Source organism: Pseudomonas sp. PGPPP4, from assembly GCF_002256045.1.
Lineage (GTDB): Bacteria > Pseudomonadota > Gammaproteobacteria > Pseudomonadales > Pseudomonadaceae > Chryseomonas > Chryseomonas oryzihabitans.
Genome location: NZ_NKID01000001.1, coordinates 328,805 through 343,914, shown reverse-complemented (window position 1 = coordinate 343,914; position 15,110 = coordinate 328,805). Strand labels below are relative to the sequence as shown.

The window sequence follows — 15,110 nt, the reverse complement described above, 5'->3', positions numbered from 1 at the left end:
GCCCCCTGATTACTCGGCGCTGCTGGAAAAGTCGAGATCCTGGCCCGGCTGGAGCGCGATGTACGCTTTTTTCCAGTCGTTACGCTTGCCCAGACCACGAGCGGTGCGCTTGGTCTTGCCCTGGACGTTCAGGGTGCTGACGCTGCGAACCTTGACCTCGAACAGCTGCTCGACGGCCTTCTTGATTTCCAGCTTGGTTGCATCGGTGGCAACCTTGAATACGAACTGCTTCTGGCTGTCCGCCAGCATGGTGGCCTTCTCGGAGATGTGCGGGCCAAGCAGCACTTTGAATACGCGTTCCTGGTTCATGCCAGCAGCTCCTCGAATTTCTTCACGGCGGACACAGTGACCAGCACCTTGTCGTAGGCGATCAGGCTGACCGGGTCGGAACCCTGGACATCACGCACGTCGACGAAAGGCAGGTTGCGGGCGGCCAGATACAGATTCTGGTCGACAGCGTCGGTCACGATCAGCACGTCGCTCAGGCCCAGGCCGTCCAGCTTGCTGACCAGGGTCTTGGTCTTGGGCGCGTCGACGGCGAAGTCGTCAACCACGACCAGACGATCCAGACGGACCAGCTCGGCGAGGATGGAGCGCAGTGCAGCGCGGTACATCTTCTTGTTCAGCTTCTGGCTGTGATCCTGGGGCTTGGCTGCGAAAGCCACGCCACCGGAACGCCAGATGGGGCTGCGGATGGTACCGGCACGGGCACGACCGCTGCCCTTCTGACGCCAGGGCTTCTTGCCGCCGCCGCTGACTTCGGAACGGGTCTTCTGGGCACGGGTGCCCTGACGACCGCCAGCCATGTAGGCCACGACTGCCTGGTGAACCAGGGTCTCGTTGAATTCACCGCCGAAGGTGTGCTCGGAGACTTCGATAGCTTGAGAGCCATTCACATTGAGTTGCATGTTCTCTCTCCTCTCAACCACGGGCCTTGACAGCGGGACGCACGATCACGTCACCACCCGGCGCGCCGGGGACGGCACCCTTGACCAGCAGCAGGTTGCGCTCGGCGTCTACACGCACGACTTCCAGCGACTGAACGGTTACACGCTCCGCACCCAGGTGACCGGACATTTTCTTGCCCTTGAACACTCGACCAGGAGTCTGGCACTGGCCGATGGAACCAGGTGCACGGTGGGAAACGGAGTTACCGTGGGTGTTGTCCTGACCACGGAAGTTCCAGCGCTTGATGGTACCGGCGTAGCCCTTACCTTTGGACTGACCAGTGACATCAACCATCTGACCGGCTTCGAACAGGGCTACGGTGACTTCGTCGCCAGCCTTGTACTCACCGTCTTCCAGGCGGAATTCGAGGACGCTACGACCAGCAGCAACGCTGGCCTTGGCGAAGTGACCGGCTTGCGCCTTGGTCACGCGGGAAGCACGACGCTCGCCCACGGTTACCTGAATGGCACGGTAGCCATCGGTTTCTTCGCTTTTGAATTGGGTTACGCGATTCGGCTCGATCTCAATGACCGTAACCGGAACGGAAACGCCTTCTTCGGTGAAAACGCGGGTCATACCGCATTTACGACCGACTAAACCAATCGTCATGTTGAGAACCTCTTGAGTGTACGGGGCTTTCACCCGCTATGGCCGCCCATTTCAGAGCGTTACACGACTGAAACCTTGACGGTCTCAGCCGAGGCTGATTTGCACTTCAACGCCAGCGGCGAGATCGAGCTTCATCAGCGCATCGACGGTCTTGTCGGTGGGCTGAACGATGTCGAGCACACGCTTGTGGGTACGAATTTCGTACTGGTCACGAGCGTCCTTGTTGACGTGCGGAGAAATCAGCACTGTGTAACGTTCCTTGCGGGTTGGCAGAGGAATCGGACCACGCACCTGAGCACCAGTACGTTTCGCGGTTTCCACGATTTCCTGGGTAGATTGATCGATCAGGCGATGATCAAAAGCCTTCAACCGAATACGGATTTGTTGATTTTGCATTTGACCTCAGACTCCAAGCTTTCCCCTCGGGCAAAAAGGTGCCCGATTAAAGGAGGCGCAATTCTAAGGATGTCGCTGACAGCTGTCAAGAACGCCTCTTTTGCCATCTGTCAATTTCATGAGGCAAGAAAAAAGGCCCCGAAGGGCCTTTTTTCGTTTCAGATCAATCGATTACTCGATGATCTTGGCAACCACGCCGGCGCCGACGGTACGACCGCCTTCACGGATGGCGAAACGCAGACCATCTTCCATCGCGATCGGAGCGATCAGGGTGACAACCATCTTGATGTTGTCGCCCGGCATCACCATCTCGACGCCTTCCGGCAGCTCGCAGTTACCGGTCACGTCGGTGGTGCGGAAGTAGAACTGCGGACGGTAGCCCTTGAAGAACGGGGTGTGACGACCACCTTCTTCCTTGGACAGCACGTACACTTCGCACTCGAACTTGGTGTGCGGCTTGATGGTGTTCGGCTTGGCCAGAACCTGGCCACGCTCCACGTCCTCACGCTTGGTGCCACGCAGCAGCACGCCGACGTTCTCGCCAGCACGGCCTTCGTCCAGCAGCTTGCGGAACATCTCGACGCCGGTGCAGGTGGTCTTGACGGTGGCCTTGATGCCCACGATCTCGACTTCTTCCTGGACCTTGACGATGCCACGCTCGACACGACCGGTTACCACGGTGCCGCGACCGGAGATCGAGAACACGTCTTCGATCGGCATCAGGAACGGCTTGTCGATGGCGCGCTCGGGCTCGGGGATGTAGGAGTCCAGGGTTTCGACCAGCTTGCGCACGGCGGAAACGCCCATCTCGTTGTCGTCCTGGCCGTTCAGGGCCATCAGCGCGGAGCCGATGACGATCGGAGTGTCGTCGCCCGGGAAGTCGTAGGTGTTCAGCAGATCGCGAACTTCCATTTCGACCAGTTCCAGCAGCTCGGCGTCATCAACCATGTCGGCCTTGTTCAGGAACACGACGATGTAGGGAACGCCTACCTGACGGGACAGCAGGATGTGCTCGCGGGTCTGCGGCATGGGGCCGTCAGCAGCCGAGCAAACCAGGATCGCGCCGTCCATCTGGGCAGCACCGGTGATCATGTTCTTCACGTAGTCGGCGTGGCCGGGGCAGTCGACGTGCGCGTAGTGACGGATCGCCGAGTCGTACTCAACGTGGGAGGTATTGATGGTGATACCGCGAGCCTTTTCTTCCGGCGCGTTGTCGATCTGGTCGAAACCACGAGCGGAACCGCCCCAGGTGTCGGCACAGACTTTGGTCAGCGCTGCGGTCAGAGTGGTCTTGCCATGGTCGACGTGACCGATGGTGCCCACGTTCAGGTGCGGTTTGTTACGTTCGAATTTTTCTTTAGCCACGAGATAAAACCTCTAGTCAAAGCGCTGATTAAGCTTGTTTCTTGATGATGGCTTCGGCGATGTTCGACGGAGCTTCGGCGTACTTGGAGAACTCCATGGAGTAGCTTGCGCGACCCTGAGACATGGAGCGGACATCCGTAGCGTAGCCAAACATCTCGCCCAGCGGAACCTCGGCACGGATGACCTTGCCGGTCACGGTGTCTTCCATACCCTGGATCAGGCCACGACGACGGTTCAGGTCGCCCATGACGTCGCCCATGTAGTCTTCCGGGGTCACGACCTCGACCTTCATGATCGGCTCGAGCAGCACGGCACCACCCTTCTGGGTGAGCTGCTTGGTCGCCATGGAGGCAGCGATCTTGAACGCCATCTCGTTGGAGTCGACGTCGTGGTAGGAACCGTCGAACACAGCGGCCTTCAGGCCAAGCAGCGGATAGCCGGCAACGATACCGTTCTTCATCTGCTCTTCGATGCCCTTCTGGATCGCCGGGATGTATTCCTTCGGAATCACACCACCCACGACTTCGCTGACGAACTCCAGACCTTCCTGACCTTCGTCGGCCGGTGCGAAGCGAATCCAGCAGTGACCGAACTGGCCACGACCACCCGACTGACGAACGAACTTGCCTTCGATCTCGCAGGTGTTGCGGATGGTTTCGCGGTAGGCGACCTGAGGCTTACCGATGTTCGCTTCCACGCCGAATTCGCGCTTCATGCGGTCCACCAGGATGTCCAGGTGCAGCTCGCCCATGCCGGAGATGATGGTCTGACCGGACTCTTCGTCGGTCTTGACGCGGAACGAGGGGTCTTCCTGGGCCAGCTTGCCCAGTGCGATGCCCATCTTTTCCTGGTCGGCCTTGGTCTTCGGCTCGACGGCGACCGAGATCACCGGCTCCGGGAAGTCCATGCGCTCGAGGATGATCGGCTTCTCGATCGAGCACAGGGTGTCACCGGTGGTGACGTCCTTCATGCCGATCAGGGCGGCGATGTCGCCAGCGCGAACTTCCTTGATCTCTTCTCGGGTGTTGGCGTGCATCTGCACCATACGGCCGACGCGCTCCTTTTTACCCTTCACCGAGTTGATGACGGAGTCACCGGAGCTCAGTACACCCGAGTAGACGCGGGCGAAGGTCAGGGTACCCACGAAGGGGTCGGTAGCGATCTTGAACGCCAGAGCCGAGAAGGGCTCGTTGTCGTCTGCATGACGCTCGTCGGTGATTTCCTCGTTGTCCGGGTTGGTACCCTTGATCGCAGGAATCTCGATAGGCGCCGGCAGGAAGTCGATCACGGCGTCCAGAACCAGGGGCACGCCCTTGTTCTTGAAGGACGAACCGCAGACGGCCGGGACGATTTCGCAGGCGATGGTACGCTGACGCAGGCCGGCCTTGATCTCGTCGATCGACAGCTCGCCCTCTTCCAGGTACTTGTTCATCAGCTCTTCGTTGGCTTCGGCAGCAGCCTCGACCATGTTGGAGCGCCACTGCTCGGCATCGGCCAGCATGTCCGCAGGAATCTCTTCCTCGCGGTAGGTCATGCCCTGGTCGTCATCGTTCCAGAAGATGGCCTTCATCTTCAGCAGGTCGATCTGGCCCTGGAAGTTCTCTTCCGCGCCAATGGCCAGCTGAACCGGGACCGGAGTGTGGCCCAGACGCTTCTTGATCTGCTCGACGACGCGTAGGAAGTTGGCGCCGGCACGGTCCATCTTGTTGACGTAGACGATGCGCGGTACGCCGTACTTGTTGGCCTGACGCCATACGGTTTCGGACTGAGGCTCGACACCGGAGGTGCCGCAGAACACCACGACCGCACCGTCCAGCACGCGCAGGGAACGCTCCACCTCAATGGTGAAGTCCACGTGGCCGGGGGTATCGATGATGTTTACGCGGTACTTGTCGTACTGCTTGGTCGAACCGGACCAGAACGCGGTGGTGGCAGCGGAGGTGATGGTGATACCACGCTCCTGCTCCTGCACCATCCAGTCCATGGTCGCAGCGCCGTCGTGAACCTCACCCATTTTGTGGTTCACGCCGGTGTAGAACAGAATCCGCTCGGTAGTAGTCGTCTTACCTGCGTCCACGTGGGCGCAGATACCGATGTTCCGATAGCGGTTAATAGCGGTTGTACGAGCCATAAGGTCCTCGCTTGATTGGAAGCGCTAGGCTTAGAAGCGGTAGTGCGAGAAGGCCTTGTTGGCTTCTGCCATGCGATGCACGTCTTCGCGCTTCTTGACTGCGGCACCCTTGCCTTCAAAAGCGTCCATGAGTTCACCCGCCAGGCGCAGAGCCATGGACTTCTCACCACGCTTGCGCGCGGAGTCCACCAGCCAGCGCATGGCCAGGGCATTACGACGGGAAGGACGAACCTCAACCGGCACCTGGTAGGTAGCACCGCCGACACGGCGGGACTTCACTTCGACCAGCGGAGCGATGGCGTCGAGCGCTTTTTCGAAAACTTCCAGGGGTTCGGCATTCTTGGAACGCTCTTTGACCTTGTCCAGAGCACCATAAACGATACGCTCGGCAACGGCTTTCTTGCCGCTCTCCATCACGTGGTTCATGAACTTGGCCAGGATCTGGCTTCCGTATTTCGGATCGTCAAGTATTTCGCGCTTGGCCGCTACACGACGTCTTGGCATTGATAAGCCCTCAAAACGGTCTTCAGGTTAGCTCGGGACTCGTTGCCCGACCTTACTCTTATCGACTCGAACAAAAAGAAAGGTGATTACTTCGGACGCTTGGTGCCGTACTTGGAACGGCCCTGCTTGCGGTCCTTCACACCGGTGGTGTCCAGCGAGCCGCGCACGGTGTGATAACGCACACCCGGCAGATCCTTGACCCGGCCACCGCGGATCAGCACGACGCTGTGTTCCTGCAGGTTGTGACCTTCACCGCCGATGTAGGAGGTGACTTCGAAGCCGTTGGTCAGACGCACACGGCAGACCTTCCGCAGTGCGGAGTTGGGCTTCTTGGGAGTGGTGGTGTACACGCGGGTGCACACGCCACGACGTTGCGGGCAGTTTTGCAGCGCAGGTACGTCGGATTTCTCGACGATACGCTTGCGTGCACTACGCACCAGCTGGTTGATAGTTGCCATCTATAGCTCCACTGATTGTCTTGCGACATAAACGAAATAGCAGAACGTCAGTCCTGCCCATTTTCGGGGAACGAAAGTCTAAAGAGCTTCAGCGCTCCAGTCAAGACAAAGCCCCCGGACGCCTAGGGCGCCGGGGGCTTTGTCAAGCGAGACCTGCTACCGAACTCAGCTGGCGCTGGAGTTCAGCGCTTCGGTCAGGGCGGCTTCGGCCTCGCTGGCGCTCACGCGCTGCGGCTTGCCGAGTTCGCGCTGGCGCTTGCGCTCGCTGTGGTAGGCCAGACCGGTACCGGCCGGGATCAGACGACCCACCACCACGTTTTCCTTCAGGCCGCGCAGGAAGTCGCGCTTGCCGGTCACGGCGGCTTCGGTCAGGACACGGGTGGTCTCCTGGAAGGAAGCGGCCGAGATGAAGGACTCGGTGGACAGCGAAGCCTTGGTGATACCCAGCAGCACGCGCTCGTACTTGGCGACGAAGCGATCATTGCCGACCAGCTGCTCGTTCTCTTCCAGGACGTGGGTCAGTTCGACCTGATCGCCCTTGATGAAGCTGGAGTCGCCGGTGTCGCTCACCTCGACCTTGCGCAGCATCTGGCGCAGGATGGTCTCGATGTGCTTGTCGTTGATCTTCACGCCCTGCAGGCGGTACACGTCCTGGATCTCGTTGACGATGTACTTGGCCAGCGCGCTGACACCCAGCAGACGCAGGATGTCGTGCGGGTTGCTCGGACCGTCGGAGATGACTTCGCCGCGGCTTACCTGTTCGCCTTCGAAGACGTTCAGGTGGCGCCACTTCGGAATCAGCTCCTCGTAGGGATCGGTGCCGTCGGTCGGGGTGATGACCAGACGACGCTTGCCCTTGGTTTCCTTGCCGAAGGAGATGGTACCGCTGATCTCCGCCAGGATTGCCGGCTCCTTGGGACGACGCGCTTCGAAGAGGTCGGCCACGCGGGGCAGACCACCGGTGATGTCGCGGGTCTTGGAGGTTTCCTGGGGGATACGGGCGATAACGTCACCCACATGCACCTTGGCACCGTCGCTCAGGTTGACCAGCGCGTTCGGCGGCAGGAAGTACTGGGCCGGTACGTCGGTACCCGGCAGCAGCAGGTCCTTGCCGTTGGCGTCGATCAGCTTGACGGCCGGACGGATGTCCTTGCCGGAAGTCGGGCGATCCTTGGCGTCGAGCACCTCGATGTTGGTCAGACCGGTCAGTTCGTCGGTCTGGCGCTTGATGGTGATGCCCTCCTCCATGCCGACGAAGGCCACGGTACCGTCCATCTCGGTGACGATGGGGTGGGTGTGCGGGTCCCACTTGGCCACGATGGCGCCAGCGTCGACCTTGTCGCCTTCCTTGACCGAAATCACCGCACCGTAGGGCAGCTTGTAGCGCTCGCGCTCACGACCGAAGTCGTCGGCGATGGCCAGCTCACCGGAACGGGACACGGCAACCAGGGCGCCATCGGCACGTTCGACGTGCTTCAGGTTGTGCAGGCGGATGGCACCGCCGTTCTTGACCTGGACGCTGTCGGCCGCGGAGGTCCGGCTGGCCGCACCACCGATGTGGAAGGTACGCATGGTCAGCTGGGTACCCGGCTCACCGATGGACTGGGCAGCAATGACGCCGACCGCTTCACCGATGTTGACCTGGTGACCACGGGCCAGATCGCGACCGTAGCACTTGGCGCAGATGCCATGACGGGTTTCGCAGGTGATCGGCGAACGCACCACGACTTCGTCGACGCTGTTGAGCTCGAGGAACTCGACCCAGCGCTCGTCGACCAGGGTGCCGGCCGGCACGATGATCTCTTCGGTACCCGGCTTGGGCACGTCGCGGGCGATGACCCGACCCAGAACGCGCTCACCCAGGGGCTCGACCACGTCGCCGCCTTCGATGTGCGGGGTCATGATCAGGCCGCGCTCGGTACCGCAGTCGACCTCGGTCACCACCAGATCCTGGGCCACGTCGACGAGACGACGGGTCAGGTAACCGGAGTTCGCGGTCTTCAGGGCGGTATCCGCCAGACCCTTACGGGCACCGTGGGTGGAGATGAAGTACTGGAGTACGTTCAGTCCTTCACGGAAGTTGGCGGTGATAGGCGTCTCGATGATGGAGCCGTCCGGCTTGGCCATCAGGCCACGCATGCCGGCGAGCTGACGAATCTGGGCCGCGGAACCCCGGGCGCCGGAATCGGCCATCATGTACATGGAGTTGAAGGACTCCTGGTCGACTTCCTTGCCCTCGCGGTCGATGACCTTCTCTTTCGAGAGGTTGGTCATCATCGCCTTGGACACTTCGTCGTTGGCCTTGGACCAGAGGTCGATCACCTTGTTGTACTTCTCGCCCTGGGTCACCAGGCCGGAGGCGTACTGGCTCTCGATCTCCTTCACCTCGGCGGTGGCGGCATCGATGATGCGGGCCTTCTCGTCCGGAATGACGAAGTCGTTGACGCCGATGGAGACGCCGGACAGGGTCGAATAGGCGAAACCGGTGTACATCAGCTGGTCGGCGAAGATGACGGTGTCCTTGAGACCCACCACGCGGTAGCAGTGGTTGATCAGCTTGGAGATGGCCTTCTTCTTCATCGACTGGTTGACCACGTCGTACGGCAGACCGGCGGGCACGACCTGGAACAACAGCGCGCGGCCGACGGTGGTGTCGACGATGCGGGTGTTCTTGGTCAGGCTGCCGTCCTTGTGACGGATGGTCTCGTTGATGCGCACCTTGACCTTGGCGTGCAGGGCGGCTTCGCCGGCACGGAAGACGCGATCGACTTCCTGCAGGTCGGCGAACACGCGGCCTTCGCCCTTGGCGTTAATGGCTTCACGGGTCATGTAGTACAGACCCAGAACCACGTCCTGCGACGGCACGATGATCGGCTCGCCGTTGGCGGGCGACAGGATGTTGTTGGTCGACATCATCAGAGCGCGCGCTTCCAGCTGGGCTTCCAGCGTCAGCGGCACGTGCACGGCCATCTGGTCACCGTCGAAGTCGGCGTTGTACGCGGCGCAGACCAGCGGGTGCAGCTGGATCGCCTTGCCTTCGATGAGGACCGGCTCGAACGCCTGGATACCCAGACGGTGCAGGGTCGGGGCGCGGTTGAGCAGCACGGGGTGTTCGCGGATGACTTCGGCGAGAACGTCCCAGACCTCGGGCAGTTCGCGCTCGACCATCTTCTTGGCGGCCTTGATGGTGGTCGCCATGCCGCGGGCTTCCAGCTTGCCGAAGATGAACGGCTTGAACAGCTCCAGAGCCATCTTCTTGGGCAGACCGCATTGGTGCAGACGCAGGGTCGGGCCCACGGTAATCACGGAACGACCGGAGTAGTCGACGCGCTTGCCCAGCAGGTTCTGACGGAAACGACCCTGCTTGCCCTTGATCATGTCGGCCAGGGACTTCAGCGGGCGCTTGTTGGAACCGGTGATGGCACGACCGCGACGGCCGTTGTCCAGCAGGGCGTCAACGGCTTCCTGCAGCATGCGCTTCTCGTTGCGCACGATGATGTCGGGCGCAGCCAGGTCGAGCAGCCGCTTGAGGCGGTTGTTCCGGTTGATGACGCGACGATAGAGATCGTTCAGGTCGGAGGTCGCGAAGCGGCCGCCATCCAGCGGCACCAGCGGACGCAGGTCCGGCGGCAGCACGGGCAGCACGGTCATGACCATCCACTCCGGCTTGTTGCCGGAGCCCTGGAAGGCTTCCATCAGCTTCAGGCGCTTGGACAGCTTCTTGATCTTGGTCTCGGAATTGGTCTGCGGAATCTCTTCGCGCAGGCGGCCGATCTCGTGCTCCAGATCAATGGCGCCGAGCAGTTGGAACACGGCTTCCGCACCCATGCGGGCGTCGAAGTCGTCGCCGAACTCTTCCAGTGCCTCGAAGTACTGCTCGTCATTGAGCAGCTGGTACTTCTCGAGGGTGGTCATGCCCGGATCGATCACCACGTAGCTCTCGAAATAGAGCACGCGCTCGATGTCACGCAGGGTCATGTCCAGCAGCAGGCCGATACGGGACGGCAGCGACTTCAGGAACCAGATGTGGGCGACGGGCGAAGCCAGCTCGATGTGGCCCATGCGCTCGCGGCGCACCTTGGCCAGGGCGACTTCCACGCCGCACTTCTCGCAGATCACACCGCGGTGCTTGAGGCGCTTGTACTTTCCGCACAGGCACTCGTAGTCCTTGACCGGGCCAAAGATCTTGGCGCAGAACAGACCATCGCGCTCGGGCTTGAAGGTACGGTAGTTGATGGTCTCCGGCTTCTTCACTTCACCGAACGACCAGGAACGAATCATCTCGGGCGAGGCCAGACCGATACGGATGGCATCGAACTCCTCGAGTTGACCCTGGTTTTTCAACAGATTGAGCAAGTCTTTCAAGGCCTTTCCTCCTCACGGACCGGAGGCGACCGCCGCGCGGTCGCCTCCTCTAGGGTCTCGTGTTATTCGGTTTCCAGTTCGATATCGATGCCGAGCGAGCGGATTTCCTTGATCAGTACGTTGAAGGACTCGGGCATGCCGGCCTCCATGCGGTGATCCCCGTCCACGATGTTCTTGTACATCTTGGTCCGGCCGTTCACATCGTCCGACTTCACCGTGAGCATTTCCTGCAGGGTGTAAGCCGCGCCATAGGCCTCCAGTGCCCAGACCTCCATCTCCCCGAAACGCTGACCACCGAACTGCGCCTTACCACCCAGCGGCTGCTGGGTAACCAGGCTGTAGGAACCGGTGGAACGGGCGTGCATCTTGTCGTCCACCAGGTGGTTCAGCTTGAGCATGTACATGTAGCCGACGGTAGTGGTGCGCTCAAAGGCGTTGCCGGTGCGGCCGTCGTACAGACGCATCTGGCCGCTCTCGGGCAGATCGGCCAGCTTCAGCATAGCCTTGATCTCGCGCTCCTTGGCACCGTCGAACACCGGCGTGGCCATGGGGACACCACCGCGCAGGTTCTTCGCCAGGTCGAGGATTTCCTGATCGCTCAGGTCGTCCAGCTTCTCCTGACGGCCGCCGATCTCGTTGTAGATCTCGTGCAGGAAGCCACGCAGTTCGGCGACCTTGCGCTGCTCTTCGATCATCACGTTGATCTTCTCGCCCAGACCCTTGGCCGCGAGGCCCAGGTGGGTTTCGAGGATCTGACCGACGTTCATCCGCGAAGGTACGCCCAGCGGGTTCAGCACGATGTCCACCGGCGTGCCGTTGGCGTCGTAGGGCATGTCTTCGACCGGCATGATCACCGAGACCACACCCTTGTTACCATGGCGACCGGCCATCTTGTCGCCCGGCTGGATGCGGCGCTTGATGGCGAGGTAGACCTTGACGATCTTCAGTACGCCCGGCGCCAGGTCATCGCCCTGCTGCAGCTTGCGCTTCTTGTCTTCGAACTTGTCGTCCAGCAGCTGGCGACGGTCGGACAGGTAGGCCTGGGCCTTTTCCAGCTGCTCGTTGTGAGCATCTTCCGCCATGCGCAGCTTGAACCACTGACCGCGCTCGAGGCCGTTCAGGTACTCGTCGGTGATGACGGCACCCTTCTTGACCGCCGGACCGCCTTCGGCGACCTGACCGACCAGAGCCTGACGCAGACGCTCGAAGGTCGCGCCTTCGACGATGCGGAACTCTTCGTTCAGATCCTTGCGGATCTCGTCGAGCTGGGACTTCTCGATGGCCAGGGCGCGGGAGTCGCGCTCGACACCGTCACGAGTGAAGACCTGGACGTCGATGACGGTACCCTTGGTGCCGGTGGGCACGCGCAGGGAGGTGTCCTTAACATCGCTGGCCTTCTCGCCGAAGATGGCGCGCAGCAGCTTCTCTTCCGGGGTCAGCTGGGTTTCGCCCTTGGGCGTGACCTTGCCGACCAGGATGTCACCGGCACCGACCTCGGCACCGACATAGACGATACCGGCCTCGTCCAGCTTGTTCAGCGCAGCCTCACCCACGTTCGGAATGTCGGAGGTGATCTCCTCCGGGCCGAGCTTGGTGTCACGGGCCACACAGGTCAGTTCCTGGATGTGGATGGTGGTGAAGCGATCTTCCTGGACCACGCGCTCCGACAGACAGATGGAGTCTTCGAAGTTGAAGCCGTTCCAGGGCATGAAGGCCACGCGCATGTTCTGACCCAGTGCCAGCTCGCCCATGTCGGTCGAGGGGCCATCGGCCAGGATGTCGAACTTGGCCACCTGATCACCCTTGCTCACCAGCGGACGCTGGTTGATGCAGGTGTTCTGGTTGGAACGGGTGTACTTGGTCAGGTTGTAGATGTCGACGCCGGCTTCACCGGTCTCGACTTCGTCATCGTTGACCCGCACCACGATACGGCTGGCATCGACGGAGTCGATCACGCCGCCACGACGGGCCACGACGCAGACGCCGGAGTCACGGGCGACGTTGCGCTCCATGCCGGTACCCACCAGCGGCTTGTCCGAACGCAGGGTCGGCACGGCCTGACGCTGCATGTTCGAACCCATCAACGCACGGTTGGCGTCGTCGTGCTCGAGAAACGGAATCAGCGAGGCGGCGACGGAGACGACCTGCTTGGGCGAAACGTCCATCAGGGTGACGTCTTCAGGCGCCTTGACGGTGAATTCGTTCAGGTGACGCACGGCCACCAGCTCGTCGATCAGCCGGTTGTTGTCGTCCAGCCCGGCGGAGGCCTGAGCGATCACGTGGTTGGCTTCTTCGATGGCCGACAGGAAGACGATCTCGTCGGTGGCCACGCCGTCCTTGACCATGCGGTACGGGCTTTCGAGGAAGCCGTACTGGTTGGTGCGGGCATAGGCAGCCAGGGAGTTGATCAGGCCGATGTTCGGACCTTCCGGCGTTTCGATCGGGCAGACCCGGCCGTAGTGCGTCGGGTGTACGTCACGGACTTCGAAGCCGGCGCGCTCACGGGTCAGACCGCCCGGGCCGAGTGCGGAGACGCGGCGCTTGTGGGTGATCTCCGACAGCGGGTTGTTCTGGTCCATGAACTGGGATAGCTGGCTGGAACCGAAGAATTCCTTGATCGCGGCAGCCACCGGCTTGGCGTTGATCAGATCCTGCGGCATCAGGCCTTCGCTTTCGGCCATGGACAGGCGTTCCTTGACGGCACGCTCCACCCGCACCAGGCCCACGCGGAACTGGTTCTCGGCCATTTCACCGACGCAACGGACGCGACGGTTGCCCAGGTGGTCGATGTCGTCGACGATGCCCTTGCCGTTACGGATGTCGACCAGGGTCTTGAGCACGTCGACGATGTCTTCGCGGCTCAGGACGCCCGAGCCTTCGATGGCATCGCGACCGATACGGCGGTTGAACTTCATGCGGCCGACGGCGGACAGGTCGTAACGCTCGGCGCTGAAGAACAGGTTGTTGAACAGGGTCTCGGCAGCTTCCTTGGTCGGCGGCTCGCCAGGACGCATCATCCGATAGATCTCGACCAGGGCTTCCAGCTGGTTGCCGGTGGAATCGATCTTCAGGGTATCGGAGATGAACGGACCACAGTCGATGTCGTTGGTGTACAGCGTCTCGAGCCGCACGACATTGGCCTTGGCCATCTTGGCCAGCATGTCCAGGGTCAGCTCGGTGTTGCACTCGGCGATGATCTCGCCGGTGGACGGGTGCACGATGGCCTTGGCGGTGGTACGGCCAATGACGTAATCGAAGGGCACTTCCAGTTCGGTGATGCCGGACTTCTCCAGCTGGTTGATGTGGCGAGCGGTCACGCGACGGCCCTGCTCTACGATCACCTTGCCGGTTTCGTCCTTGATGTCGAAGCTGGCGATGTCACCACGTAGGCGCTGGGGCACCAGCTCCAGATTCAGGGTCTCGCCCTTGATGTGGAAGACGTTGGTGTCATAGAAGGCATCCAGCACTTCTTCGGTGCTGTAGCCGAGCGCGCGCAGCAGTACCGAGGCCGGCAGCTTGCGGCGACGGTCGATACGCACGAAGACGGCGTCCTTGGGGTCGAACTCGAAGTCCAGCCAGGAGCCGCGGTAGGGAATGATGCGCGCCGAGTACAGCAGCTTGCCCGAGCTGTGGGTCTTGCCGCGGTCGTGATCGAAGAACACGCCCGGGCTGCGGTGCAGCTGGGACACGATGACACGCTCGGTACCGTTGATGATGAAGGTACCGTTCTCGGTCATCAGGGGGATTTCCCCCATGTAGACTTCCTGCTCCTTGATGTCCTTGATCGCCTTGTTCGACGACTCGCGGTCGAAAATGATCAGGCGAACCTTGACCCGCAGCGGGACGGCGAAGGTCACGCCGCGCAGGACGCATTCCTTCACATCGAAAGCCGGCTCGCCTAGGCGATAGCCGACGTATTCCAGGGCCGCATTGCCGGAATAGCTGATAATCGGGAAAACGGACTTGAAGGCCGCATGCAGGCCGATATCGCGGAACTGGTCTTTGCCTGCGCCCGCCTGCAGGAATTCGCGGTACGAATCCAGTTGGATAGCCAGCAAATAGGGCACGTCCATGACGTGCGGCAACTTGCTAAAGTCCTTGCGGATACGTTTTTTCTCAGTGTATGAGTAAGCCATCAGCGTTCCCCAGCTTGGTCACCAGCTTGTTTGGCCTCTCCGACGGGAGCAGCCGGAAAATCGTGCAAACCCTTGGTTTGCCGCACCCCGAGAGCGAGGTGGATACAGCGCGTTTTGCCAGGCGGATATGCTCGCCCTGCACAAAACGGCAAAAGGCCGGTGGCGTTCGCCACCAGCCATCAGCCGAACGTGAGACGT

At 61.2% G+C, this 15,110-nt stretch carries 10 protein-coding genes; all 10 read right to left on the bottom strand.

Annotated elements, in window-relative coordinates; genetic code table 11:
- Positions 1-9: 9 nt before the first annotated feature.
- The 10 genes from rplW to rpoB all read right to left on the bottom strand — a co-directional run bounded on the left by rplW (position 10) and on the right by rpoB (position 14,912).
- Positions 10-309: a 50S ribosomal protein L23 gene (gene rplW / locus CFE50_RS01500; protein WP_007161249.1), complete on the bottom strand. Its 300-nt coding sequence runs from the start codon at positions 307-309 to the stop codon at positions 10-12.
- Positions 306-908 (bottom strand): 50S ribosomal protein L4, encoded by a 603-nt coding sequence (rplD, locus tag CFE50_RS01495; protein WP_007161250.1) that lies wholly within the window; start codon positions 906-908, stop codon positions 306-308. Before rplD ends, rplW begins: the two co-directional genes overlap by 4 nt.
- A gap of 13 nt (positions 909-921) precedes the next feature.
- Positions 922-1,557, bottom strand: coding sequence for a 50S ribosomal protein L3 (gene rplC, locus CFE50_RS01490; protein ID WP_007161251.1), 636 nt, complete (start codon positions 1,555-1,557; stop codon positions 922-924).
- A gap of 84 nt (positions 1,558-1,641) precedes the next feature.
- Positions 1,642-1,953: a 30S ribosomal protein S10 gene (gene rpsJ / locus CFE50_RS01485; RefSeq protein ID WP_003243886.1), complete on the bottom strand. Its 312-nt coding sequence runs from the start codon at positions 1,951-1,953 to the stop codon at positions 1,642-1,644.
- A gap of 171 nt (positions 1,954-2,124) precedes the next feature.
- Positions 2,125-3,318, bottom strand: coding sequence for an elongation factor Tu (gene tuf / locus CFE50_RS01480; protein WP_027603089.1), 1,194 nt, complete (start codon positions 3,316-3,318; stop codon positions 2,125-2,127).
- A gap of 28 nt (positions 3,319-3,346) precedes the next feature.
- Positions 3,347-5,449, bottom strand: a complete 2,103-nt coding sequence (gene fusA, locus CFE50_RS01475; RefSeq protein ID WP_144958240.1) for an elongation factor G — start codon at positions 5,447-5,449, stop codon at positions 3,347-3,349.
- 30 nt (positions 5,450-5,479) lie between these two features.
- The gene (gene rpsG / locus CFE50_RS01470) at positions 5,480-5,953 is read right to left on the bottom strand and encodes a 30S ribosomal protein S7 (protein WP_007163088.1); all 474 of its coding nucleotides are present in this window, start codon (positions 5,951-5,953) and stop codon (positions 5,480-5,482) included.
- 86 nt (positions 5,954-6,039) lie between these two features.
- Positions 6,040-6,411 (bottom strand): 30S ribosomal protein S12, encoded by a 372-nt coding sequence (gene rpsL, locus CFE50_RS01465; RefSeq protein ID WP_007163089.1) that lies wholly within the window; start codon positions 6,409-6,411, stop codon positions 6,040-6,042.
- 165 nt (positions 6,412-6,576) lie between these two features.
- Positions 6,577-10,776, bottom strand: a complete 4,200-nt coding sequence (rpoC, locus tag CFE50_RS01460; protein ID WP_017641871.1) for a DNA-directed RNA polymerase subunit beta' — start codon at positions 10,774-10,776, stop codon at positions 6,577-6,579.
- A 62-nt stretch (positions 10,777-10,838) separates the two neighbouring features.
- Positions 10,839-14,912 carry a DNA-directed RNA polymerase subunit beta gene (gene rpoB, locus CFE50_RS01455; protein ID WP_286729829.1) on the bottom strand — a complete coding sequence of 1,358 codons (4,074 nt, stop codon included), beginning with the start codon at positions 14,910-14,912 and terminating at the stop codon, positions 10,839-10,841.
- Positions 14,913-15,110: the final 198 nt, after the last annotated feature.

Coding starts and splice junctions, on each gene's coding strand:
- rplW (WP_007161249.1), bottom strand. CDS start 309: ATGAACCAGGAACGCGTATTCAAAGTGCTGCTTGGCCCGCACATCTCC.
- rplD (WP_007161250.1), bottom strand. CDS start 908: ATGCAACTCAATGTGAATGGCTCTCAAGCTATCGAAGTCTCCGAGCAC.
- rplC (WP_007161251.1), bottom strand. CDS start 1,557: ATGACGATTGGTTTAGTCGGTCGTAAATGCGGTATGACCCGCGTTTTC.
- rpsJ (WP_003243886.1), bottom strand. CDS start 1,953: ATGCAAAATCAACAAATCCGTATTCGGTTGAAGGCTTTTGATCATCGC.
- fusA (WP_144958240.1), bottom strand. CDS start 5,449: ATGGCTCGTACAACCGCTATTAACCGCTATCGGAACATCGGTATCTGC.
- rpsG (WP_007163088.1), bottom strand. CDS start 5,953: ATGCCAAGACGTCGTGTAGCGGCCAAGCGCGAAATACTTGACGATCCG.
- rpsL (WP_007163089.1), bottom strand. CDS start 6,411: ATGGCAACTATCAACCAGCTGGTGCGTAGTGCACGCAAGCGTATCGTC.
- rpoB (WP_286729829.1), bottom strand. CDS start 14,912: ATGGCTTACTCATACACTGAGAAAAAACGTATCCGCAAGGACTTTAGC.